Source organism: Zoogloea sp. LCSB751 (assembly GCF_002028455.1).
In the GTDB taxonomy this organism is placed as follows: domain Bacteria; phylum Pseudomonadota; class Gammaproteobacteria; order Burkholderiales; family Rhodocyclaceae; genus Zoogloea.
In genome coordinates this window covers 227,443-249,704 of the sequence record NZ_MWUM01000005.1, presented here as the reverse complement: position 1 = coordinate 249,704, position 22,262 = coordinate 227,443, and the positions used below count along the sequence as shown (strand labels likewise).

General features: G+C 65.1%; 20 protein-coding genes. 8 read left to right on the top strand and 12 right to left on the bottom strand.

Features of this window, described 5'->3' with window-relative positions; translation table 11 throughout:
• The first annotated feature begins 60 nt into the window (after positions 1–60).
• The 3 genes from B4920_RS08305 to B4920_RS08295 are packed head-to-tail and all read left to right on the top strand — an operon-like array spanning position 61 to position 3,508.
• Positions 61–1,515, top strand: coding sequence for a UbiA family prenyltransferase (locus tag B4920_RS08305; RefSeq protein ID WP_079434147.1), 1,455 nt, complete (start codon positions 61–63; stop codon positions 1,513–1,515).
• Between the two features lie 17 nt (positions 1,516–1,532).
• Positions 1,533–1,877, top strand: coding sequence for a hypothetical protein (locus B4920_RS08300; protein WP_254050877.1), 345 nt, complete (start codon positions 1,533–1,535; stop codon positions 1,875–1,877).
• Between the two features lie 44 nt (positions 1,878–1,921).
• A complete protein-coding gene (locus B4920_RS08295) occupies positions 1,922–3,508 on the top strand; it encodes a hypothetical protein (RefSeq protein ID WP_079434145.1) in 1,587 nt (528 codons plus the stop codon).
• A 124-nt stretch (positions 3,509–3,632) separates the two neighbouring features.
• On the opposite strand, the gene B4920_RS08290 is transcribed toward B4920_RS08295, so the two are convergent.
• The 8 genes from B4920_RS08290 to B4920_RS08255 all read right to left on the bottom strand — a co-directional run bounded on the left by B4920_RS08290 (position 3,633) and on the right by B4920_RS08255 (position 13,819).
• Entirely contained in the window at positions 3,633–4,913 is a 1,281-nt protein-coding gene (locus B4920_RS08290) for a Glu/Leu/Phe/Val dehydrogenase (RefSeq protein WP_079434144.1), read from the bottom strand.
• Between the two features lie 65 nt (positions 4,914–4,978).
• Entirely contained in the window at positions 4,979–6,295 is a 1,317-nt protein-coding gene (locus B4920_RS08285; protein ID WP_079434143.1) for a DcaP family trimeric outer membrane transporter, read from the bottom strand.
• A 155-nt stretch (positions 6,296–6,450) separates the two neighbouring features.
• On the bottom strand, positions 6,451–7,755 hold the full coding sequence (gabT, locus tag B4920_RS08280) for a 4-aminobutyrate--2-oxoglutarate transaminase (protein WP_079434142.1): 1,305 nt from the start codon (positions 7,753–7,755) through the stop codon (positions 6,451–6,453).
• A 55-nt stretch (positions 7,756–7,810) separates the two neighbouring features.
• A complete protein-coding gene (locus B4920_RS08275; RefSeq protein WP_079434141.1) occupies positions 7,811–9,280 on the bottom strand; it encodes an NAD-dependent succinate-semialdehyde dehydrogenase in 1,470 nt (489 codons plus the stop codon).
• Between the two features lie 87 nt (positions 9,281–9,367).
• Positions 9,368–10,195 (bottom strand): ABC transporter permease, encoded by an 828-nt coding sequence (locus B4920_RS08270; protein ID WP_079434140.1) that lies wholly within the window; start codon positions 10,193–10,195, stop codon positions 9,368–9,370.
• A 12-nt stretch (positions 10,196–10,207) separates the two neighbouring features.
• Complete coding sequence (locus B4920_RS08265) at positions 10,208–11,494, bottom strand: ABC transporter permease (protein WP_254050876.1); 1,287 nt, start codon at positions 11,492–11,494, stop codon at positions 10,208–10,210.
• Positions 11,495–11,602: 108 nt separating this feature from the next.
• Positions 11,603–12,637 carry an ABC transporter substrate-binding protein gene (locus tag B4920_RS08260; RefSeq protein ID WP_079434138.1) on the bottom strand — a complete coding sequence of 345 codons (1,035 nt, stop codon included), beginning with the start codon at positions 12,635–12,637 and terminating at the stop codon, positions 11,603–11,605.
• Positions 12,638–12,700: 63 nt separating this feature from the next.
• Positions 12,701–13,819, bottom strand: coding sequence for an ABC transporter ATP-binding protein (locus B4920_RS08255; protein ID WP_079434137.1), 1,119 nt, complete (start codon positions 13,817–13,819; stop codon positions 12,701–12,703).
• Positions 13,820–14,084: 265 nt separating this feature from the next.
• Here B4920_RS08255 and B4920_RS08250 point away from each other — a divergent pair, with 265 nt between their 5' ends.
• Positions 14,085–15,575 carry a PLP-dependent aminotransferase family protein gene (locus B4920_RS08250; protein ID WP_079434136.1) on the top strand — a complete coding sequence of 497 codons (1,491 nt, stop codon included), beginning with the start codon at positions 14,085–14,087 and terminating at the stop codon, positions 15,573–15,575.
• A 44-nt stretch (positions 15,576–15,619) separates the two neighbouring features.
• Here B4920_RS08250 and B4920_RS08245 read toward each other — a convergent pair whose 3' ends face one another.
• The 3 genes from B4920_RS08245 to B4920_RS08235 all read right to left on the bottom strand — a co-directional run bounded on the left by B4920_RS08245 (position 15,620) and on the right by B4920_RS08235 (position 18,849).
• Positions 15,620–16,222, bottom strand: a complete 603-nt coding sequence (locus B4920_RS08245; protein WP_079434135.1) for a DVUA0089 family protein — start codon at positions 16,220–16,222, stop codon at positions 15,620–15,622.
• Between the two features lie 296 nt (positions 16,223–16,518).
• Positions 16,519–18,117 (bottom strand): malate synthase A, encoded by a 1,599-nt coding sequence (gene aceB, locus B4920_RS08240; protein WP_079434134.1) that lies wholly within the window; start codon positions 18,115–18,117, stop codon positions 16,519–16,521.
• Between the two features lie 39 nt (positions 18,118–18,156).
• Complete coding sequence (locus B4920_RS08235) at positions 18,157–18,849, bottom strand: haloacid dehalogenase type II (RefSeq protein ID WP_079434133.1); 693 nt, start codon at positions 18,847–18,849, stop codon at positions 18,157–18,159.
• Between the two features lie 188 nt (positions 18,850–19,037).
• Here B4920_RS08235 and B4920_RS08230 point away from each other — a divergent pair, with 188 nt between their 5' ends.
• The gene (locus B4920_RS08230; protein WP_079434132.1) at positions 19,038–19,940 is read left to right on the top strand and encodes a LysR family transcriptional regulator; all 903 of its coding nucleotides are present in this window, start codon (positions 19,038–19,040) and stop codon (positions 19,938–19,940) included.
• Here the strand turns inward: B4920_RS08230 and B4920_RS28720 are convergent.
• A complete protein-coding gene (locus B4920_RS28720; protein ID WP_139379454.1) occupies positions 19,925–20,614 on the bottom strand; it encodes a hypothetical protein in 690 nt (229 codons plus the stop codon). The two genes, B4920_RS08230 and B4920_RS28720, sit on opposite strands and share 16 nt — an antisense overlap.
• 149 nt (positions 20,615–20,763) lie before the next feature.
• Here B4920_RS28720 and B4920_RS30395 point away from each other — a divergent pair, with 149 nt between their 5' ends.
• Genes B4920_RS30395 through B4920_RS08210 form a run of 3 tightly spaced genes read left to right on the top strand, consistent with a single transcriptional unit; the run spans position 20,764 to position 22,259 of the window.
• Entirely contained in the window at positions 20,764–21,192 is a 429-nt protein-coding gene (locus tag B4920_RS30395) for a type IV pilin protein (protein WP_079434130.1), read from the top strand.
• Entirely contained in the window at positions 21,186–21,803 is a 618-nt protein-coding gene (locus B4920_RS08215; RefSeq protein WP_079434129.1) for a GspH/FimT family pseudopilin, read from the top strand. The genes B4920_RS30395 and B4920_RS08215 overlap by 7 nt, the downstream gene beginning before the upstream one ends.
• Positions 21,804–21,815: 12 nt before the next feature.
• Positions 21,816–22,259 (top strand): hypothetical protein, encoded by a 444-nt coding sequence (locus B4920_RS08210; protein ID WP_079434128.1) that lies wholly within the window; start codon positions 21,816–21,818, stop codon positions 22,257–22,259.
• Positions 22,260–22,262 lie beyond the last annotated feature (3 nt).

The following is a 22,262-nucleotide window of genomic DNA, read 5'->3' as shown; positions in this document are numbered from 1 at the left end:
TTTCGTGCCACTAAACGCAATCCCTTCGGGATGAGGGGGCACCCTCCGGTATCTACACAAATGTCTTCGGATAATTCAATTTCAGCCCCACTGGTCGTCGATCTCGACGGCACCTTGACGCCGACCGATACGCTGGTCGAGTCGGTTATCCAGCTCGTCAAGCGTTCACCCTTGCACATGTTGAGCCTGCCGTTGTGGTTGTTTGCCGGGCGGTCTGCGTTCAAGGATGCTGTCGCTTGCCGAACGAGCCTGGCTCCGGAGCATTTGCCGTACCGGGAAGCGTTGCTGGCTTTCTTACGGGATGAGAAAGCCAAGGGACGAAAGATCATTCTGGCCACCGCTGCCCACCGGGATATCGCGGATGCGGTGGCGCGTCATCTGGGGGTCTTCGACGAGGTTCTGGCCAGCGACCGGACACGCAATCTGAAGGGGCTTGCCAAGCTCGACGCGATCCGTGATGCAGTGGGGGAGCACTTTGTGTACGCGGGAGATAGTAGTGCCGATCTGCCGATATGGGCATCTGCCGACGCTGCAGTCTTGGTCGGGGTGGCTCCTGATGTTGCACGTTCTGTGAAAAGGGATGGTCGGGTCGAGCGGGAGTTTCCGAATCAGGAGCGACGTCTGGCGGATTGGCTGCGCGCCATGAGGGTCCACCAGTGGATCAAGAATCTGCTGTTGTTTGTGCCGCTGCTGACGGCGTTTCCCGTGCCGTCCCCGGAACAGCTCATTGCCATGACTGTGGCCTTCCTAGCCTTATCCCTGACCGCGTCAGCAACGTACATCGGCAACGATCTGCTTGACTTGGAGAACGACAGGGGACACCTACGCAAGTCCAAGCGCCCCTTTGCCAGTGCCAGGTTACCGATCACTCATGGTGTGGGCGTTGCACTGGTGCTGCTGGTAGCCGGCCTGGGGCTCGCGGTGGCTTTGTCTCCGGCCTTTTTGGCGATGCTGCTGCTCTACCTCGTCACGACAAGCATGTATAGCTGGGTTCTTAAGCGTTATGTGTTGCTCGACGTGATTGTGTTATCCCTGCTTTATACCTTGCGCATCTTTGCGGGGGCCATTGCCGTGAAGGTCGCTGTCAGTCCGTGGTTGCTGGCCTTTTCCGTGTTCATCTTCTTGAGCCTGGCACTGGTCAAGCGCTGTTCCGAACTGGTTGTGAGCGGCCAACTGGGGAGAACGGCAGTACAGGGACGTGATTATCGGGTCGCGGATCTAGCCGTGCTGTGGCCTCTTGGCGTTGGCGCTTCGGTGGCAGCCGTTGTAGTGTTTGGCTTGTTCATCAGTGCTGCGGAAACCGTGGCCCGCTATGCCGCGCCGCAGATCTTGTGGTTCGTGGCTGTTGGTCTGATTTACTGGCTAGGCCGCCTGTGGATCAAGACATCGCGTGGCGAGATGCACGATGATCCCGTGGTATATGCAGTTCGGGACAGGGGCAGCTGCCTGACCGTGCTCGGGATGATCGTTACGGTGATGCTCGCCCGCTTCCTGTCCCTGGGGGGCTGCCTGTGAAGATAATGGCGACGGCGTTGTTCAGCATCCTGTTGTCGGTGATTGCCCAGTTTTGCCTCAAGGCGGGCATGTCGAGCACCGAGGTCAGGGACGCGTTAGCCCAATCGATCGGTCCCAAAACCCTGGTAACAGTTTTCTCGAACCTGTCCATTCTTGGCGGTTTTCTTCTGTACGGATTAGGTGCGGTGGTTTGGTTAGCGGTCCTCTCCAGGTGGGAGGTCAGTAAGGCCTATCCGCTGGTGGGGTTCGGTTTTGCCCTTTCTGTTGTAATTGGTGCGGTGCTGGGGGAGGGCGTGTCTCTGCAGCGCGTGGCGGGCGTTGCCTTGATCTGCGCTGGGGTATTCATTGTGGGACGGGCCTGATACCGTCCCGACTATTGCCCCTTTCTGGTCGAGGCTACGTCTTTATGAGCGCTTTGCGTCAGTGCTTTTTCCGCACAGGGTGGATTCTTGGATTGGCGTTGCTCTGCATATTTGCCGTGCAGCAGGGTGAGCTGAAAGGCGATGGCCGGGAATATCTGCTGTATGCCCAGGCACTCTCCGATCATGCGTCGCCCGAGATCCGCGCGCAGGATGTGGCCTATCTCAATGCGCTCAGGGCAAGCAGGGAGGCGGCAGCCGGCGCCGTGGATTTCGGGACCCTGGGGGAAGGCCACCATTTTGCCAGTGGTGCGGAGTTTGATGGTCAGGGCTTTGTCCGGACGCAGGGCGGGCAGGTCTATGCCTGGCATTTCTGGTTGTACTCCCTGTGCGTCCTGCCCTTCCTGTGGCTGGTGCGCAGCCTGGGAGGCGTGCCAGAAACGGCCTTCGTCCTGTGCAACTGGAGCTTCGTCGTTCTGGCCCTCGCTTACCTTTTCCGTTACTGGCGTGGGAGCGGTTTGCAGAAGTGGCTTCTGGCCAGCCTTTTCCTGCTGGGTGGGACAAGTTATTACATCTGGTGGGTACATCCGGAAGTCTTTACTGCGTCTCTGATATTGCTTGGTCTGATGGCCTGCAGTGACCGGCGGTATGGCTTTGGGATGGGGGCGACGGCGCTGGCTGCTACCCAGAACCCTCCCGTTCTCTTTCTGATGGTGTGTATGGCCGGCGGGGCGTTGCTGTTCCCGTCCGAGGCGCGTGAGCGAGGGCGCCTTCATGTCATATCCTTGCGGCAGGTCGTGTGTGCGCTGTATGTCAGCATCCCGGCGTTTGCGTTGGCTTTGGCTCCGGTGATGTTTTACCGGCTGAAACTGGGGGTTGCTAATCCGATTGCCGCAGCGGGCTGGGCCGACTGGTCGCTGATGAGTTTCGATCGGCTCTGGTCGGTGTACTTCGACCTGAACATGGGCATGATCGTCGCGCTGCCCGCCGTGTTACTGGTGGCGGTGTTGTCCATTCTCCTGTTCGTAGGCCTCGCGGTCATGGGTGCGCGGAGCCGGCTGCTGCCGGGCCCGGCGGTCCTCGCCGTCATCGCCGGTATCGTCGCGAGCGTGGTGATGGCCGTGCCGGCCCTGAGCACGACCAACTGGAACCACGGCCAGGCTGCCTTCGGCCGCTATGCGTACTGGCTGGCGGTCCCGATCGTCTTGGGCGTCGTCGTGTTGGCGGGGAGCCTGCCTGGGCTTCTGCAGCGCTGGATGGCGTCCTTCCTGTTGCTCGTGCAGCTTGCTTGCGTCGGCTACTATGGCTTTTGGGGGGACAACTGGCGTTCCTCCTATCTTGCATTCAAGCCATTTGTTACCCGGGTGTTGAGCCACTACCCGGCCTTGTACAACCCGCTGCCGGAGATCTTCGCCGAGCGCCTGCTGCAGCATGAGAACGCACTGCCGCAGATCCCGGGCGGTCGTTTTGCTTATCCGGACGAGAAGCAGCCGACCAAGCTGCTCGTGTCCGTGCAGGAGGCTGAGGCGCTTGGCGGGGCCTTGTCGGCCAGTTGTACGCAGGTCAGCATCGTGCGGCTCGAGCAGGGGTGGGCCTATGTCAACGTACCCATGAGTTGTTACCGGAAGCCGTGACGGATTGTTGATTGCCAAGTGAAACCGTTTCGGTGAGGTGATGTGGGCGGGAGTGTCGGAAGGCGTTACCGGCGACATGCGATCGTTGCTGTCGCCGTGGATGGTTCTGCCGACGCAGACAGGCTCAGGGATACAGCCCGCGCATCTCCCGCGCCTTGAGGATGCGCTCGCAGGCCAGGATGAAGGCCGCGGTGCGCAGGCTCACCTGCCGGCTGCGGGCGGTGTCGCGGATGGGCACGTAGGCTTCTTCCATGATGCGGTCGAGGCGGGCGTTGATCTCCTCTTCCGACCAGAAGAAGCTGGAGAAATCCTGCACCCATTCGAAGTAGCTCACCGTCACGCCGCCGGCGTTGGCGAGCACGTCGGGCACCACCTGGATGCCGCGGGCGGCGAGGATGTCGTCGGCCTCCGGCGTGGTCGGGCCGTTGGCGCCTTCGAGCACGATGCGCGTGCGGATGCGCGGGGCGTTGTGGAGGGTGATCTGTTGCTCCAGCGCCGAGGGCACGAGGAAGTCGCTTTGCACGTCCCAGAAGCTGTCGTCGGGAATACGCTCGCCGTCGCGGAACTCGGCCAGCGGGCGGCCGGCGGCGACCCACGCCAGCAAGGCCGGAACGTTGAGCCCGCCCGGGTGGAACAGGGTGCCGGAGACGTCCTGCACGGCTACCACACGGGCGCCGGCCTCGTGGAAGCAGCGCGCCGCGGTGCCGCCCACGTTGCCGAAGCCCTGGATGGCGACTCGTGCGCCGTCCAGCGCAATGCCCGCATCCTTCGCTGCCGCCGCGCCGACCACGAACACGCCGCGCCCGGTGGCGTCCCGGCGGCCGAGGCTGCCGCCCAGGCTCAGGGGCTTGCCGGTGACGACGCCGGTGGCGGTGCGGCCCTGGTTGATGGAGTAGGTGTCCATCATCCAGGCCATGATCTGCTCGTTGGTGTTCACGTCCGGCGCGGGGATGTCCTTGTCCGGCCCGATCAGCACGTTGAGTTCGCTGGTGTAGCGGCGGGTCAGGCGCTCCAGCTCGCCGTGGCTGAGGGTTCGCGGGTCGACCCGGATGCCGCCCTTGGCGCCGCCGTAGGGCACGCCGACGGCGGCGTTCTTGACGGTCATCCAGCCGGCCAGCGCCATCACCTCGGAGAGGGTCACGTCCTGGTGGAAGCGGATGCCGCCCTTGCCGGGGCCGCGGGAGGTGTTGTGATGGACCCGGTAGCCCTCGAAGTGGGCCACCGTGCCGTCGTCCATCTTCACCGGCACGTCCACGATGAGGACGCGCTTGGGGCGCTTGAGGGTGTCGACCCAGTAGGTCAGCTCGCCCAGGTAGGGCGTCACCCGGTCGATCTGCTGCATGTAGACGCCCCAGGGGCCGGCGTCGTTGCTGGGGCGGAGGTAGGAAGGCAAGGGGTCGAGCATGGTCTCTCCTTGGGGGCGGAGTGGTGTTGGACGCCGGCGGGGGAGGCCGCCAGCGCCCCGGGGGTTTAGAAGTTGTACTTGACGGCGCCCTGGACGCGGCTGGAGGTGCCTTCGGCGCCGCCCTCCACCTTGCGCTGGGACCACACGTATTCCATGCCCACGTCGAGCTGGGAGGCGGCCTTCCAGATCAGGTTGACGTGCACCTGGCGGGTGTCGGTGTTGAGGCCGGTGATGTCGCCGAAGCCGGTCTTGTTGTTGATGTGGGTGGCGTTGAGGGACAGCGTGGAGCGCAGCACGGTGTTCCAGAAGTGCTGCAGCGCCAGGTAGCCGCCGGCCGCCTTCTGGGCCGACAGGGTGCCGGTGCTGGCGTCGTAGGCGGCGGCGCCATAGACGTCCTGGATATAGCGGCCGATGCCCTGGCCGCCGTTGAGCTGGTAGAGCACGGTGTCGTTGGCGCCCAGCTTGAGACTGCCGCCGACGCCCAGCGCCCAGCCGTTGGTGGAGGCGCGGTGATCGCCGTTGCCGTCGTCGGCCTTCAGCGGGCGCACCAGGGCGCGCACGTTGAAGTGGCCGTAGTCGCCGCTGTGCTGCCACTTGGCGGTGAGGTCGGCGCCGCGGTCGATGGCGGTTACGTTGCCGCCGTTGTCGCGGGCGTCGGTCTGGGGGTTTTCCACCGACACCGAGAACTGGCTGGCGCCGCCGACGGCGGTGGTGTAGCGCAGCTGCGGCTGACGGATGAAGACCTGGCCGGTGGGACCGTAGAACTCCAGGGTCTCGGGCATCGCGTCCAGGTCCATGAAGTTGGACCAGGTCTGGCCGGCCAGCCAGTTGCCGACGGTCCCGTAGGCGTGGCGCAGGCGCGGACGGGCGGAGTTGGTGTAGGTCTCGCTGCCTTCGTCGGTGAAGAAGTCGAACTCGATCTTGGTCTTGATCTCGCCCAGCTCGCTCGGCGTGGCGGTCTGCATGTAGAGGCGCGAGCTGCGGGCGCTGAAGGTGGTGGTGCCCTTGCGCTTGGCATCGGTGCTGCCGTTGAGGGGCAGGTCGCCGGAACTCACCGCACGGCCCTGGTTGCCCTTGATGTCGTAGATGGCGTCGAGCTGCACATAGCCGCCGAACTTGATGGAAGTCTCTGTGCCCGGAACCTTGAAGGAGCCTGGCATCGAGCCGCGGACGACCACGTCGGCCGGGTTGAGGGCCGGCGCCGGGGCCGTTGCAGCGGCGGCGACGGGGGCAGCGGCCGGGCGGTTTTCCAGCTGCTCGATGCGCGCCTGCATCTTCAGCAGCATGGCCTTCAGGTCTTCCAGTTCGCCGGCACAGGCGATGCCGGGCACGGAAAGGACGCCGGCGGCGGTGAGGGCGAGGATCAGTTGCGGCTTCTTCATGGTGCGGACTCCCAATTGACGGTGTTGAAAACGGTTTCAGCAGGCAAGGCGCGCCCCTGCGCGGCGGGGCGCATCGAAATTCGGTCCGGGGTGAACCCCGTGTTATCGGGTAGGGGCGCCGCAGCCCCGGGGCGGGGACTGCGGCGGGAGGGCGCTCAGCCCTGGGCGGCGAGGACTGCGCGCAGGCTGGCTTCGAGCACGTCGAAGCCTTCTTCGAGCAGTGCGTCGTCGAGGGTCAGCGGCGTCATCAGGCGGATCACGTTGCCGTAGCTGCCGCAGGACAGCAGCAGGAGCTGGCGCTTGAAGGCTTCGGCGACCAGGGCCTTGGTGATTTCCGGGGCCGGGCGGGTGTGCTCGGCGTCGTGGAAGAACTCGAAGGCCACCATCGCGCCGAGGCCGCGCACGTCGCCGATGCACGGCGCCCAGCTGGCCATGTCGCGCAGGCGGGCCTGCATGCGCGCACCGATCTGAACGGCGCGCTCGCACAGCTTCTCTTCTTCGACGGCGTCGAGCACGGCCAGCGCGGCGGCGCAGGCCAGCGGGCTGCCGGAGTAGGTGCCGCCCAGGCCGCCGGGGGAGACGGCGTCCATCACTTCGGCGCGGCCGATGATGGCGGAGATCGGGAAGCCGCCGCCGAGGCCCTTGGCCATGGTGATGATGTCCGGCTGCACGCCGCTGTGCTCGATGGCGAAGACCTTGCCGGTGCGCGCCATGCCGGTCTGGATCTCGTCGGCGATGATCAGGATGCCGTGCTTGTCGGCCAGCGCGCGCAGGCGCTGCAGGAGCTCGGTGGGCACCGGGTAGTAGCCGCCTTCGCCCTGCACCGGCTCGATGATGAAGGCCGCCACGCGGGCCGGTTCGATGTCGTTCTTGAACAGCAGCTCGATGCCGTGGATGGCTTCGTCGATGCTGGTGCCGTGCAGCTCGCAGGGGAAGGGGGCGTGGTAGATCTCGGCCGGGAAAGGGCCCATGCGCAGCTTGTACGGATCGACCTTGCCGGTCAGCCCGAGGGTCATGCAGGTGCGGCCGTGGAAGGCGCCGTTGAAAGCGATGATGCCGGGCCGGCCGGTGTAGGCGCGGGCCACCTTGACGGCGTTTTCGACGGCTTCGGCGCCGGTGCTCATGAAGAAGCTCTTGGCCGGGCCGGCCACCGGGGCGAGGGCGTTGAGGCGCTCGGCGAGGGTCACGTAGCCGTCATAGGCGACGACCTGGAAGCAGGTGTGGGTGAAGGCTTCCATCTGGGCGGCGGCGGCTTCGACCACCTTCGGGTGGCAGTGGCCGGTGTTGACCACCGCGATGCCGGCCACGAAGTCGATGAAGCGGCGGCCTTCCACGTCCCACAGCTCGGCGCCCTTGGCGCGGCTGGCGAACAGGGAGTGGGCCTGGCCCACGCCACGGGGCAGGGCGGCGGAGCGGCGGGCCATCATGTGGGCGTTTTGTTGTTGAAGCGCTTGGTTCATTGCTGTTCTCCGTATGAAGGTCTGGATGTCTTGATGGAAAAGGGGCTTGAAGGGATCAGCTGTCGAGGCCGCCGAGGGCCACGTACTTGATCTCCAGGTAGTCATCGAGGCCGTGGCTGGAGCCTTCGCGGCCGAGGCCGGAGGACTTGACGCCGCCGAAGGGGGCGACCTCGGTGGAGATGAGGCCGGTATTGACGCCGACCATGCCGTACTCGAGGGCCTCGGAAACCCGCCAGATGCGGCCGATGTCGCGGCTGTACAGATAGGAGGCGAGGCCGAACTCGGTGTCGTTGGCCATGCGGATGGCGTCGGCTTCGGTGGCGAAGCGGAACAGCGGCGCCATTGGGCCGAAGGTCTCCTCGCGGGCCACCGCCATGTCGGCGGTGACGCCGGTCAGCACGGTGGGCTCGAAGAAGCTGCCGCCCAGCGCGTGGCGCTGGCCGCCGGTGAGGACGGTGGCACCCTTGGCCCGCGCGTCGGCGACGTGGCGCTCGACCTTGGCCAAGGCGGCCTCGTTGATCAGCGGGCCCTGGGTGGTGCCGGGCTCCAGGCCGTCGCCGACCTTGAGGGCCTTGACCGCCTCGGCGAGCTTGGCGGCGAAGGCGTCGTACACGCCGTCCTGCACCAGCAGGCGGTTGGCGCACACGCAGGTCTGGCCGGCGTTGCGGTACTTGGAGGAGAGGGCGCCCTGCACGGCGGCGTCCAGGTCGGCGTCGTTGAAGACGATGAAGGGGGCGTTGCCGCCCAGTTCCAGCGACAGCTTCTTGATCGACGGCGCGCACTGGGCCATCAGGCGGGCGCCGACGGCGGTGGAGCCGGTGAAGGACAGCTTGCGCACGATGGGGTTGGCGCACAGCTCGGCACCGATGTCGGCGGAGCTGGCCACGTCGCCGGTGACCACGTTGAAGACGCCCTTGGGGATGCCGGCGCGCTCGGCCAGTACGGCCAGCGCGAGGGCCGAGTAGGGCGTCTGCGGGGCCGGCTTGAGGACCATCGTGCAGCCGGCGGCGAGGGCCGCGCCGGCCTTGCGGGTGATCATCGCGGCGGGGAAGTTCCACGGCGTGACGGCGGCGCACACGCCGACCGGCTCCTTGCTGACGATCAGGCGGCGGTCGGGGAAGGGCGACGGGATGGTCTCGCCGTAGGCCCGCTTGCCTTCCTCGGCGAACCATTCCAGGTAGGAGGCGGCGTAGGCCACTTCGCCACGCGCTTCGGCGAGGGGCTTGCCCTGCTCGCAGGTCATGATGACGGCCAGGTCTTCCTGGTTTTCCAGCAGCAGTTCGTACCAGACGCGCAGCAGCTTGCCGCGCTGGGCGGCGGGCAGGCGGCGCCAGGCCGGCAGGGCGGCGTTGGCGGCATCGATGGCGCGGCGGGTTTCCGCCGTGCCCATCACCGGCACGGGGCCCAGGCTGGCGCCGCTGGCCGGGTTGAGGATCTCGCTGGTGGCGCCGTTGTCGGCCCCGCACCACTCGCCGTTGATGAAGGCGGCATGGCGAAGAAGGGTGGAATCACAGATTTTGGGCATGAGAAGGGCTCTCCCGACACGAGTGGGATTGAAAAAACGGGGGTGGATCAGGGGTTTAGGTTTTTAGCGCAATGCTCAGCGCGATTCTCAGCGCGACTTTCCGGTGCGCAGCTTCTCGGCGCGCTGGCGGAGCCATTCGAGGGTCAGCAGCATGAGGGTGGAAAGCACGATCAGGATCGTCGCCACCGCGGCGATGGCCGGGCTGATGTTCTCGCGGATGCCGGCGAACATCTGGCGCGGCAGCGTGGCCTGGCCGGGGCTGGCGAGGAAGAGCGTGACCACCACTTCGTCGAAGGAGGTGGCGAAGGCGAACAGCCCTCCGGAGACGATGCCTGGCGCGACCAGCGGCAGGGTGACCCGGAAGAAGGTCAGCACCGGGTTGGCGCCCAGGCTGGCGGCGGCGCGCACCAGGTTGTAGTCGAAGCCCTGCAGCGTGGCGGTGACAGTGGTGATGACGAAGGGTACGCCGAGGGCGGCATGGGCGAGGATCAGCCCGGTGTAGCTGCCGGCCAGGCCGAGTGGGGCGAAGAACAGGTACATTGCGACGCCGACGATGACCACCGGCACCACCATCGGCGAGATGAGGATGGCGGTGAGCAGCGCCTTGCCGGGGAAGTCGCTGCGCACCAGGCCGATGGAGGCCAGCGTGCCCAGCACCACCGCCAGCAGCGTGGCGGCCGGAGAGACGATCAGGCTGTTGAGCAGCGCGTTGCGCCACACGTCGGAGCCGATGATCTCCTCGTACCAGCGCAGGGAGGCGCCGGCCATCGGGTACATCAGGAAGGAGTCCGAGTTGAAGGACAGCGGCACGATGACCAGGATCGGCAGGATCAGGAACAGCAGGATCAGGCCGGCGATGACCCGGTGGGCGTAGAACCAGGTCCGTTCGAGGGGCGAGGCGTAGGCTTGCAGCATGGGTTTTTCCTCTCAGCGGGCCTTGGTCGCGTTGCGGCCCTGGCCGGCGTAGCGGGAATAGACGACGTAGAGCAGCAGGGTGGCGCCGAGCAGCACGGTGGAGAGCGCCGCGGCCATGCCCCAGTTGATCGTCTCGTTGGTGTAGAAGGCGATGAAGTAGCTGGCCATCTGCTCCTGCGGGCCGCCGAGCAGGGCGGGGGTGATGTAGTAGCCCATCGACAGGATGAAGACCAGCAGGGAACCGGCGAACACGCCCGGCAGGGTCTGCGGGAAGTACACCTTCCAGAAGCTCTGGAAGGGCGGGCAGCCGAGGGACTGGGCGGCGCGCAGGTAGATCGGCGAGATGCCTTTCATCACCGAGTACAGCGGCAGGATCATGAAGGGCAGCAGGATGTGGGTCATGGCGATGTACACCCCGAGGCGGTTGAACACCAGCTGCAGGGGTTCGTCGATGAGGCCGAGGGCCTGCAGGGCCTGGTTGACCAGGCCGCCGGACTGCAGCAGCACGATCCACGAGGCGACGCGGACCAGGATGGAAGTCCAGAAGGGCAGCAGTACCAGGATCATCAGCAGGTTGCTGCTGCGGGTGGGCAGGCTGGTGAGCAGGTAGGCCAGCGGGAAGCCGAGGACCAGGCAGCACAGGGTGACCACCAAGCTCATCCAGAAGGTGCGGCCGAGGACGTCCAGGTAGATGGCCTGGTCTTCGGTGGCGGCGACGATGGCGCCGTCGGCATCCACCGCGTGGTCGAGGGCGGCCAGCAGGTAGTAGCTGGTGTAGGGCTGGCCGGCACGGGCCATCACCTGCCAGGTGCGGGTTTCGCTCCAGCGCGGGTCGATGGCGGCGAGGCCTTCCTGCAGGTTGCTGCCGTCGGGCAGCGGCAGGCTGCGGGCGGTCTTCATGATCAGGCTGCGGTAGCCGGTCATCTCGGTGTTGAGGCGCTTGGCGGCGGAGGCCAGTTCGGTGCTGCCACGGGCGCCTTCCATTTCCTTCACGAAGATGGCGAGGGCCGAGGCGGGCGGCAGGCCCTGGCCGTTCCAGTGCGCCAGCGCGGCGGCGGTGGCGGGCAGGCCGCCGACCACTTCGGGGTTGTCCACGCTGCGCTTGAGCAGCGCGCCGATCGGCCACAGGAAGGTCAGCAGCAGGAACACGGCGAGGGGGGCGATCAGCGCCAGGTGCAGCAGCTTCTTGCGCCGCTCGGCCCGCTGCAGGCGGGTCTTGAGGGGCAGAGTCCGTTCGGCGGGCGGGGCGGCAGCGGCGGGAGCGGTCAGGGTGGTGGCGGTCATGGGGGCTTCATCCATGGTGGTCGTCGGGGCCGGAGCCCGGTCGGGTGACGCCCGGCCAAGATCCAGGGCAGGGGAGGGGGAGGCGCTGCTCGGGGACATGGCGGGCGTCATTCGGCGGTCTGTTTACTTGGCGGCCCAGCTGTTGAAGCGCTGTTCCAGTTCTTCGCCGTGCTCGACCCAGAACTGGGTGTTGCTGGGCAGGGCGCTGGCGATGTTGGCGGCCGAGGTGGGCAGCTCGGCGGCGATCTGCGCCGGCATGCCCTTGGCGGCCTTCAGGTTGGTCGGGCCGTAGGGGATTTCGCCGGAGAAGACTTGCTGGTTCTCGGCCTTGCTGGAGAACTGCAGGTACTTGTAGGCCAGGTCGCGGTTGGGGGCGCCCTTCGGAATGGCGTAGGACTCCACGTCATAGATGTTGCCGCCCCACACCATCTTGAGGTTCTTGCCTTCCTTCTGGGCGGTGGCGATGCGGCCGTTGTAGGCGGAGCTCATCACCACGTCGCCGGCGGCGAGCATCTGCGGCGGCTGGGCGCCGGCTTCCCACCACTGGATGGAGCCCTTGATCTGGTCGAGCTTCTTGAAGGCGCGGTCGACGCCGTCCTTGGTGGCGAGCAGCTTGTAGACCTGGTCGGGCTTGACGCCGTCGGCGAGCAGGGCGATTTCGAGGGTGAACTTGGCGCCCTTGCGCATGCCGCGCTTGCCGGGGAATTTCTTCAGGTCCCAGAAATCGGCCCAGCTGGTGGGGGCGCCCTTCAGCTTGTCGGCGTTGTAGGCGAGCAGCGTGGACCACACGAAGAAGCCGATGCCACAGTCGGTGACGGCCTTGCCGATGAACTCGTCCTTGCCGCCGATCTTGCTGTAGTCGAGCTTCTCGTACAGGCCTTCCTCGCAGCCGCGGGCCAGCTCGGGGGATTCGACCTCCACCACGTCCCAGGTGACCTTGCGGGCTTCGACCATGGCCTTCACGCGGGCCTGCTCGCCGTTGTATTCGCCGGGCAGGATCTTGTTGCCGCTGGTCTTCATGAAGGGCTGGTAGAAGGCCTTGTCCTGGGCCTTCTGGTTGGTGCCGCCGAAGGAGATCAGGGTCAGTTCGCTGGCCATGGCGCTGCTACAGGACAGGATGCCGCAGACAGCGAGGGCGATGGTTTTGAGGGCGTGCATGGTGGTGGTTCTCCGGGATAGGGATGGCGTGGCTGGGAGGGGCGACGGGTGCTGCGGGATTCGTCAGGCGCTCGGTGTGGGGGCCAGGGCGCGCAGGTGGGCGGCCGGGATGCCGACCTCGATGGGTTGTTCGGGGCGCAGCTCGTGGCTCAGCTGGGAGATCGGCGCCTTGACCATCAGGCTGGACTGGTTGCCGAGGTCGAGCTGCACGCGGACGTGGTCGCCTTGGTAGATGAGTTCCTTCACCTTGGCGCTGAAGCGGTTCTCGCAGCCGGCGGAGGCGCCGTTGAGGACGATGCGCTCGGGGCGCACCGAGACCACCGCGCTGCTGCCCACGGCGCCCACGTCGGCGGCCCGGGCCTGGACCACTGCGCCGCTCGGCAGGCGGATCGCACAGGCGTCGCCGTTACGTTCGAGCAGGGTGCCCTGTAAGGTGTTGCTCTCGCCGATGAAGCCGGCGACGAAGGCGTTGGCCGGTTCTTCGTAGAGGCATTCGGCGCTGTCGATCTGCTGGATCTCGCCGCGGTCGAAGACGGCGATGCGGTCGGACATGGTCAGCGCTTCGCCCTGGTCGTGGGTGACGAAGACGAAGGTGATGCCGAGGCTGTCGTGGAGGTGCTTGATCTCGATCTGCATGTGTTCGCGCAGTTGCTTGTCGAGGGCGCCGAGGGGCTCGTCCATCAGCACCAGTTCGGGTTCGAAGACCAGTGCGCGGGCCAGCGCGATGCGCTGCTGCTGGCCGCCGGAGAGCTGCTGCGGGTAGCGGTTGCCGAAGGCTTCGAGGCGCACCATGACGAGGGCGCGCTTGACCTTGGCGTCGATGTCGGCGGCCGGCAGCTTGCGCACGCTGAGGGGGAAGCGCAGGTTCTCGGCCACGGTCATGTGCGGGAACAGTGCGTAGTTCTGGAACACCATGCCGATGTTGCGGCGGTGCGGCGGCACCTTGTTGATCACCGTGCCGCCGACGCGGATCTCACCGGAGGTGGGCGTCTCGAAGCCGGCCAGCATCATCAGGCAGGTGGTCTTGCCGGAGCCGGAGGGGCCGAGCAGGGTGAGGAATTCGCCGCGGCGGATCTCCAGGTTGAGATCGCGGACGATGAGGGTTTCACCGTCGTAGGTCTTCTGGACGCGGGTGAAGGTGACGTGGGCTTCCTGCCCGGTACTGCCGGATTGTGCGGCCATTGGGTATTCCTCCAGGGTGCGGTTCACAGCGGGGCCGGATCGGTTGGCGCCGTTTGTTGCGAGTTCGTTAAGGCCATAGTAGGGTGCGGAAGCGGTTCTGTAGAGAGCCACTTTTTACGTATTGGAAGGAACCACTTTGCGGGAACCTTTCCGTTCGGGGCAGCTAGGCCCGTTTGCCGGCCGGCGCGTATTGCGCCGCAGAACGGCGCGGCCGCTGCTCCGAAACCCCTGACTGACGCAAGATTGACGCCACTTTTGCCCTGCCATGGATAACCGCCTGATCGTCGAATTGCTGCAGCAGCACCTGACCCGCCAGCCGGAAGGCCTGATGCTGCGTATCCGCACTTTTCTGGCCTTGCGCCAGGCCATCCTCGATGGGCAATTGCCCCCCGGTACCCGCTTGCCGGGCACCCGCTCCCTGTCCCGGGATTTGGGCATGGGCCGCAATACGGTGCTCAGGGCCTACGAGCAGCTGTTCGCCGAGGGCTATATCGAGGGCCTGATCGGCGACGGTTCCTACGTGTCGGAGGCGTTGCAGCGGGTCGGGCGCCATCCGACCCCCAAACGGCTGGTCGGGACGCGGCGGGAGGGCTTGTCGCGGCGCGGTGGAGAGATTGCGGCGGCGAGCAGCAGCAGCCGGATCCAGCGCGGGGCCTTCATGCCGGGGGTGCCGGATACCGAGAGTTTTCCGTTCGCGATCTGGCGGCGCCTGCTCAGCAAGTACTTCCAGCCGGCCCAGTCACACCTGCTGCAGTACGCCCACGGCGGCTACGGCCCGCTCAAGGTGGCCCTCGCCGAGTACCTGCACGTGACGCGGATGATGAAGTGCTCGCCGCGCCAGATCCTGATCCTCAACGGTTCCCACCAGGCGGTGGACCTGTGCGCGCGGATGCTCACCGACCACGGCGACCGGGCCTGGATCGAGGAGCCGGGCTACTGGGGCTCGCGCAACGTGCTGCGCGCGGCGGGGCTCGACGTGCGGGCGATTCCTCTCGACGCAGGCGGTATTGCGCCGACCCCCGAGGATTGGGAGGCGCCGCCGCGCATCATGTGCCTGTCGCCGTCCAGCCAGTATCCGACCGGCGTGGTGCTGTCGCTGGAACGGCGCCTAGAGGTGCTGGAGCAGGCCGAACGCTGCGGGGCGTGGATCATCGAGGACGACTACGACAACGAACTGCGCTACCACAACCAGCCGCTGGCCTCCCTGTTCGGCCTGTCGCGGACCCAGCGGGTGATCTACGTGGGCACGCTGAGCAAGGTGATGTTTCCCGGCCTGCGCCTGTCCTACATGGTGGTGCCGGAAGATCTGGTCGATGCGTTCTCGATCGGCAACGCGGAGCTGTTCCGCGAGGGGCGGATGGTCGATCAGGCGGCGCTGGCGGAGTTCATCGATTCAGGCCATTTCACCGCCCACATCAAGCGCATGCGCGGCATCTACCGCACGCGCCGGGACATCCTGCTCGACGAGTTGGGGACGCGGCTGGGCAATAGTGTTCGGGTCTCCGGCGGTCATGCCGGGCTGCAGCTGGTGTATCTGTTCGATGCGCCGGTGGACGATGCGGCACTGGCCGCCGACGCGCTCGCCGACGGGGTGGTGGTGCGGCCGCTGTCCCTCTACTACATGGACCGCAGCCGCAGCGAGCCGGGGCTCAACCTGGGTTTTGCTGCCGTGCCGGACGATCTGATCCGCCCGGCCGCAGTCAAACTGGCGCGGGTGGTGGAGACCCATCTGGAAAAAGCCGCCCGGCGCGGCTGACTGGCCTGATTGACGGCGGAGTGCCCTCAGTCAGGCCAGGACGATCAGGCGGCGCGCTTGGACCGGCGATTCAGTGCGAGGGCGGCCAGGCCGGTGCCGGCGAGGGCCATGCTGATCGGTTCGGGAACGGTGCTGTGCGGGTTGGTGGCGCTGGTGACGCCGTCGACCCAGACGCTCCAGTTGGTACCCATGTTGCAATGGCTGAACGGCTGACACCACTGACTCAGGGGGATAGGGGTCTCAGCGGCATACGCGAAGCCGGGGTCGGTGTAATAGTTGGCGTTACTGGGGACAAAGTTTGCGTACGGGGTCACGGTGAACAAGTAGTCACCGGCCGCCAGCGTGGCCAGCAGGAAACCGGAGTCGTAGGACGTCTGCCCCGCGGCGATGTTCGGGTTGTCGTCATTCTGGGCGATCAGCGCACCGGTCGTCGCATTCCAAAGGGCGGTGATCGGGTCGAAGTTGGTGCCGCTCAGATAGGAGTCCGTCCACACGCGCACGTTGGTCGCATTCTGGCCTACCGTGAAGGCGGTCGTGATGACATCGTTGTGGCTGGCGAGGTTGCCGGTGAAGTGGAAGGTGGCGGCGTTGGCTCCGGTGGACAGGGCGGCAACCAGGGCGGTAGCCAGTGCTTTCTTGATGGTCATGACGTTTCCTTGCGTTTATAGGGTTGTGGAATAAGTAATCGCATAAAAGCAAAAGAAAGGCCAGAAATTGTTTTTTATTATTAATCAGTGAGTTTTGGCGGGGACTTCTCTTGTTTTTGCATGTTTTGTAAAATTTATCGACAATGGGTCTGTGTTGTGCAGGGCTGGTTCGTTGTCGAGGATGAATGGGGGTATCAGTTGGTGGCCGAGATGTTGGCAAGATGGCGCACCATAAAAAAATCCGGCGCCTACAGGCGCCGGATTCGTGTGCAGCAAACCGGAGTCTGCGCAGGCGTTTATTCCATCGCCTCGTACAGCGGCAGGGTCAGGAATTCCGGGTACTCCGGGGTCAGCGACATCTTGTCGAAGATCACGGCGGCCTGGTCGTAGGTGGCAGTGTCCTCGCCCTGGGCGGTGACGGTGGCCTTCACCTTGGCCAGTTCCTCGGCGATCATCGGGCGCACCAGCTCTTCGGTGACCTTGCGGCCGTCGTCGAGGATGCCCTTCGGGCTGACCACCCACTGCCACACCTGGGAGCGGGAGATTTCGGCGGTGGCGGCGTCTTCCATCAGGTTGTGGATGGGCACGCAGCCGTTGCCGGCCAGCCAGGAGCCGAGGTAGTGGATGCCGACGTTGATGTTGTTGCGCAGGCCGGCTTCGGTGATCGGGGTGGTGGGACGGAAGTCCAGCCACTGGGCCGGGCCGAAGGAGCCTTCGACCTGCTTCTCGAACTGGTTCGGCTTGTCGCCCAGCACCTTGACGAACTCTTCCATGGCGATGGAGACGAGGCCCGGGTGAGCCACCCAGCCGCCGTCGAAGCCGTCGTTGGCGTCGCGGGTCTTGTCGTGACGGATGCCGGCGAGGGCCTTTTCGTTGGCTTCCGGGTCGCCCTTGATCGGGATCAGGGCCGACATGCCGCCCATGGCCGGCGCGCCGCGCTTGTGGCAGGCCTGCACCAGAGCCAGCGCGTAGGAGCGCATGAAGGGCACTTCCATCGTGATGGCGCCGCGCTGGGCCAGGCAGAAGTCCTTGTTCTTCTTGAACTTCTTGATGCAGGAGAAGATGTAGTCCCAGCGCCCGGCGTTGAGGCCGGCGGAGTGGTTGCGCAGTTCGTACAGGATTTCTTCCATCTCGAAGGTGGCGAGGATGGTTTCGACCAGCACGGTGGCCTTGATGGTGCCTTGCGGCAGGCCGATGTGGTCCTGGGCCATCACGAAGATGTCGTTCCACAGGCGGGCTTCCAGGTGGCTTTCCATCTTCGGCAGGTAGAAGAAGGGGCCGGCGCCGCGGGCGATCTGTTCCTTGGCGTTGTGGAAGAAGACCAGGGCGAAGTCGAAGATGCCGCCGCCGACGCGCTGACCATCAACGGTGACGTGCTTCTCGTCCAGGTGCCAGCCGCGCGGACGGATCTGAAGGGTGGCGATCTTGTCGTTGAGCTTGTATTCCTTGCCGGCTTCGTTCTTGAAGGACAGTTCGCGGCGGATGGCCTTGTAGAGGTTCACCTGGCCCTGGAGCTGGTTGTCCCAGTTCGGGGAGTTGGAGTCCTCGAAGTCGGTCATGTAGGAGTCAGCGCCGGAGTTGAAGGCGTTGATGATCATCTTGGCCTCGACCGGGCCGGTGATCTCGACGCGACGGCACTGCAGCGCGGCGGGCACCGGAGCGACCTTCCAGTCGCCTTCGCGGATGTGCTTGGTTTCCGGCAGGAAGTCGGGCATCTCGCCGGCGTCGATGCGGGCCTGGCGCTCGACACGGGCCTTCAGCAGTTCCTGGCGGCGGCCTTCGAAAGCGCGGTGCAGCTTGGCGACCAGCTCGAGGGCTTCCGGGGTGAGGATGGTTTCGTAGCCCGGACGAATCGGGGCATTGATCTGCATGCCGGCGGGGAGGGTGAGGCTCATGATGACTCCTGATTGAGAAGTTGAAAGGGTTGAAGCTGTTCAGGCGCGGTGGCGCGCCACGTAATCGACGACATCGGTCAGCAGGCGTCCCTGGGCGGTGGGGCTGACATCCAGTTGCTCAAGGGGCGAGCCGCTGCGGTTGATCCAGAAGGTGGTATAGCCGAACCAGGTGGCGCCGGCGGCATCCCAGCCGTTGGACGACACGAACAGGATGCGTTCGGCCGGGCAACCGAAGGCCTGCGGGGCCAGCGCGTAGGCGTCGGCGGCGGTCTTGTACTTGCGCACCGCATCCACCGACAGAACATGATCGAAGAGGCCGTGCATGCCGGCGCTCTTGACGGCGACCTGCAGCATCTCGGGCGTGCCGTTGGACAGGATGGCGGTGGGCACGCCGGCTTCCTTGAGGGTGCGCAGTGCGCCCAGGTTCTCGGGGAAGGGCGACAGGCAGGCGTACTGGTTCATCAGTTGGGTGCGGCGCTGGGCGTCGAGCTCCAGCCCCAGCCTGGCGGCGGCGTACTGCAGGCCGTCCTGGGTGATGTCCCAGAAGGGCTTGTAGCGGCCGGACAGGGTGCGGATGAAGCTGTACTCGATCTGCTTGATGCGCCACAGGTCGGCGAGGGCGGCGCCCTTGCCCGGGTAGAGCTGTTCGGCCAGCAGGCCCACCGAGTAAACGTCGAAGAGCGTGCCGAAGGCATCGAATGCAACAGCCTGGATTCGGGGCGCGTGCGCCATGCTCTTGATGTCCTTGTCGATGAAGCGGTTTGTTGTGGGTGGCGCTGCGGGGCGCTTCTACCGGGTTTCGGCCCGGCGGCACCGCTCAATCAGCGTTCTCCTCCACCACGTTGGAGCGAAGTTTATTTAATGACTAAACAAAAAAGAAGCCATAATAAAATCAAATGATTTTTTACTTTTAGTATCAAATGAGCAGCTTCAAGGAAATCGAGACCTTCGTCAGCGTGGCGACCCGCGGCAGCCTGTCGGCGGCGGCCCGCGCCGAGGGCGTAACGCCGGCGATGATGGGGCGGCGCATCGATGCGCTGGAGGAGCGGTTGGGCGTGAAGCTGCTGGTGCGCACCACCCGCAAGCTGAGCCTCACCTTCGAGGGCAGTGCCTTCCTGGAGGATTGCCAGCGCATCCTCAACGACCTCGCCAATGCGGAGGCGTCGGTGAGCCTGGGCGGGGTAAAGGCCAGTGGACACATCAAGGTGTCGGCGCCGGCGGGCTTTGGACGGCGCCATGTGGCGCCGCTGGTGCGGGACTTCCTGTCCGCCAATCCGGAGGTGACCTGCAGCCTGGATCTCAGCGACCGCCTGGTGGACCTGGTGAATGAGGGCGTCGATTGCGCGATTCGCATCGGCGAGCTGAGCGATTCCAGCCTGGTGTCAGTGCGTCTGGCGGACAACCGTCGCGTTGTGGTGGCGAGCCCGTCCTATCTGGCCCGCAACGGCATTCCGCAGTGCCCGGACGATCTGGCCCGCCATGACTGCCTGTCCCTCGACCTGCAACGGGGCTGGGTCTTCGCCGATCTCGACGCGCTGGGGCGCACGCGTACCGTCAAGGTGTCCGGGCGCTTCGAGTGCAACGATGGCACGGTGCTGCACGAATGGGCGCTCGGCGGCATCGGCCTGGCCTGGCGTTCCATGTGGGAGGTGGAGCGCGATCTGGTGAGCGGTGCGCTGGTGTCGGTGCTCGACGAATGGGCGGCGCCGGCGACCGGGATCTACGCCGTTTTTCCGCAGAATCGCCGTCTGCCGCTGCGGGTGCGGCTGCTGATCGACCATCTGCGCGGGGTGTTCGGGCGGCTGGACTATTGGCGGGGTTGAGCAGGCTCGTCGCTCGCCGCGATTCCGACATCGAATGCGAGCCGAAGCCGGCTGGGGGTTGGCTGACCCAGAATCTCACCCGGCTGAAAATGCCACTGGCGAACGATTTGCGTATAGATCTCGGCTGCCGGGCAGCGGGGCTCATCGCAATGGGGCACCACCAGATCCACCGTGCCGTCCGTGCCGATGGCGAGTTCCAGTTCAAAGCTGCCGGGCGCGACGCCAGGCAGCTTTGGCCAATTGCGTTCATCAACCGGGGTGAGCAGTTCTGGCTCCCGCGTCAGTTCCGACAGCCGCCGGTAGCCGGTCGGGACCTCGGCTGGCCACGCCAGAGGAGGTGGTGCGGACGGGGGGGCAAGAGCGGCAGGCGGTGATGCCTCGGAATAAAGGGGAGGGGCGGAGGGTATATCCGTTTCCGCATCCTGGAGCGGGGCATCCAGCACGACGTCCGGCCCGCTTTCCCCGATTGAATAGTTTTCGATAGCCGCCGTCAGCCGGACTGTAAGAGCAGGGCGCAGCTGTGACGAATTTTCCGCCGTGCTTCCGCCCGGCTGCAATCCCGTAGAGGCGCCTGGCACGCTCATCATCAGGGCCAGGTGGGCCGCAATGGAGGTCAGTGTGGCGAAGCCGAGACGTTGGGCTGGCGAGGTCGATCGAAAGTGGGGTAGGAACATCGGCACGGTACCGCGACGGCAGTGACAGGTACACGATAGCCCTTCGGATCTTGCACCCGTTACCGTTTGTCGGGATGGGGACGCCGCCAGTCGTATGAGGCTCGCATTCGTGCGCGTGCGGCCTCAGAGTACGTTCGAAGGAGAAAAAAATGAGACAGCGTGGTGTAACGCTCATCGAGCTGATGATCGTGGTCGCGATCGTGGGAATCCTTGCTTCTGTTGCGGTGCCGGCGTACACGGCGCATATCGTGAGGGGCAAGATTGCGCTGGGAACCGAGGCCTTGTCCGAGGCCAAGGCACGCATGGAGCAGAACTTCAACTCAATGCGATCCTATTATGCGAATGTGGCGACCACGACCTGTCCCGATTTGTCGGCGGTGTTTTCGGATGCGCCTTTCTCTGTCGCCGTCACGTGTGACAACACGACGTTTACTATCACTGCAACAGGCCTGGCAGCGAAAGGCATGAGCGGTTATGTGTACGCGATCGACCAGTCGGGGAGCAAGACGTCCAGCACCCCGGCAGCCACGACAACCCAGTCCTGCTGGTTGATGACCAAGGATGCGACCTCATGCTGATCGTGCGTGATCGGAGCGAACGAGGCTCGACCTTGCTCGAGATGATCGTGACCGTCGCTATCCTCGGCATCCTGGCGGCCATTGCGATGCCCCAAATGGGCGATTGGATTCGGCGCAACTCCATCAGTTCGGCGGCGGAGGTTCTCCAGAACGGATTGCGTCAGGCAGAAGTGGAGGCCATTCGCCGCAATGCGCGTGTGGAGTTTTTGCTCACAAATGCTACGCCGTCAAAAGCCGGCATTGTGACGCTTGTTGCTGCGGATAACGGAACGAATTGGGCGGTTCGGGCGCTCGACGAGAGTTATGCCCCGCTCGCCAATACGGACCTGGCTTACGTCAATAGCTACACGATGAAGGAAATCTCGCCCGACATCGCGGTGGGAGGTCCGGCCAGCCTGGTATTCAACGGAAGCGGCAGGATTACCAGCATTGCTGGCGCGGCGATCACCGAATACCAGGTTTTCCGAGTGTCACGCCCTTTGGCCGACCGTGCAATCTGTGTATTCGTGACCCCCGGGGGGGGTATCAAGGCTTGTGATCCTTCGCTTGCGTCCGGCAAGCCGTTCGCGTGCCTGCCTCTGGTGACGACTCAGATGTGTCCGACTGCTTGAACGGGAGAGGTTATGGAAAGGAAAAGTAATGCGTCAGGCTACGTGTTGCTCGAGGCGCTGGTTGCATTGTTGATTTTCTCCCTTGGCCTGCTTGGCTTGATCGGTTTTCAGGCGGCGTCCATGAAGATCGCAACGGACAGCCAGTTTCGCACCGAGGCCGCGATGCTGTCGGATGAGCTGATCGCCAAGATGACAGTCTATAACCTCAGCAATGTTGCAACGGATTTCGCGAGTCCCAGTGGCGCCCAGTTCTCTGCCTGGTTGAATAATCGTGTCAAAGGGGCGAGCCGTCTCCCCAATGCACAGGTCACCACTGAGTTCACTTCTGTTCCGAAAGCAACGTCGACCACGCTCGTCGTGAAGTTGAATATCACCTGGTCTGTGCCCGGCAGTACGACCGGGAGTGGTGGGCGCGAAATAGCTGGTGCGTACGAGACCAGGGCGCTGCTTTTTTAGGAT

What these genes read in the sequence shown, in the direction of transcription:
- B4920_RS08305 (WP_079434147.1), top strand. Translation starts at nt 61, where the DNA reads ATGTCTTCGGATAATTCAATTTCAGCCCCACTGGTCGTCGATCTCGAC.
- B4920_RS08295 (WP_079434145.1), top strand. Translation starts at nt 1,922, where the DNA reads ATGAGCGCTTTGCGTCAGTGCTTTTTCCGCACAGGGTGGATTCTTGGA.
- B4920_RS08290 (WP_079434144.1), bottom strand. Translation starts at nt 4,913, where the DNA reads ATGCTCGACCCCTTGCCTTCCTACCTCCGCCCCAGCAACGACGCCGGC.
- B4920_RS08285 (WP_079434143.1), bottom strand. Translation starts at nt 6,295, where the DNA reads ATGAAGAAGCCGCAACTGATCCTCGCCCTCACCGCCGCCGGCGTCCTT.
- gabT (WP_079434142.1), bottom strand. Translation starts at nt 7,755, where the DNA reads ATGAACCAAGCGCTTCAACAACAAAACGCCCACATGATGGCCCGCCGC.
- B4920_RS08275 (WP_079434141.1), bottom strand. Translation starts at nt 9,280, where the DNA reads ATGCCCAAAATCTGTGATTCCACCCTTCTTCGCCATGCCGCCTTCATC.
- B4920_RS08270 (WP_079434140.1), bottom strand. Translation starts at nt 10,195, where the DNA reads ATGCTGCAAGCCTACGCCTCGCCCCTCGAACGGACCTGGTTCTACGCC.
- B4920_RS08265 (WP_254050876.1), bottom strand. Translation starts at nt 11,494, where the DNA reads ATGGATGAAGCCCCCATGACCGCCACCACCCTGACCGCTCCCGCCGCT.
- B4920_RS08260 (WP_079434138.1), bottom strand. Translation starts at nt 12,637, where the DNA reads ATGCACGCCCTCAAAACCATCGCCCTCGCTGTCTGCGGCATCCTGTCC.
- B4920_RS08255 (WP_079434137.1), bottom strand. Translation starts at nt 13,819, where the DNA reads ATGGCCGCACAATCCGGCAGTACCGGGCAGGAAGCCCACGTCACCTTC.
- B4920_RS08250 (WP_079434136.1), top strand. Translation starts at nt 14,085, where the DNA reads ATGGATAACCGCCTGATCGTCGAATTGCTGCAGCAGCACCTGACCCGC.
- B4920_RS08245 (WP_079434135.1), bottom strand. Translation starts at nt 16,222, where the DNA reads ATGACCATCAAGAAAGCACTGGCTACCGCCCTGGTTGCCGCCCTGTCC.
- aceB (WP_079434134.1), bottom strand. Translation starts at nt 18,117, where the DNA reads ATGAGCCTCACCCTCCCCGCCGGCATGCAGATCAATGCCCCGATTCGT.
- B4920_RS08235 (WP_079434133.1), bottom strand. Translation starts at nt 18,849, where the DNA reads ATGGCGCACGCGCCCCGAATCCAGGCTGTTGCATTCGATGCCTTCGGC.
- B4920_RS08230 (WP_079434132.1), top strand. Translation starts at nt 19,038, where the DNA reads ATGAGCAGCTTCAAGGAAATCGAGACCTTCGTCAGCGTGGCGACCCGC.
- B4920_RS28720 (WP_139379454.1), bottom strand. Translation starts at nt 20,614, where the DNA reads ATGTTCCTACCCCACTTTCGATCGACCTCGCCAGCCCAACGTCTCGGC.
- B4920_RS30395 (WP_079434130.1), top strand. Translation starts at nt 20,764, where the DNA reads ATGAGACAGCGTGGTGTAACGCTCATCGAGCTGATGATCGTGGTCGCG.
- B4920_RS08215 (WP_079434129.1), top strand. Translation starts at nt 21,186, where the DNA reads ATGCTGATCGTGCGTGATCGGAGCGAACGAGGCTCGACCTTGCTCGAG.
- B4920_RS08210 (WP_079434128.1), top strand. Translation starts at nt 21,816, where the DNA reads ATGGAAAGGAAAAGTAATGCGTCAGGCTACGTGTTGCTCGAGGCGCTG.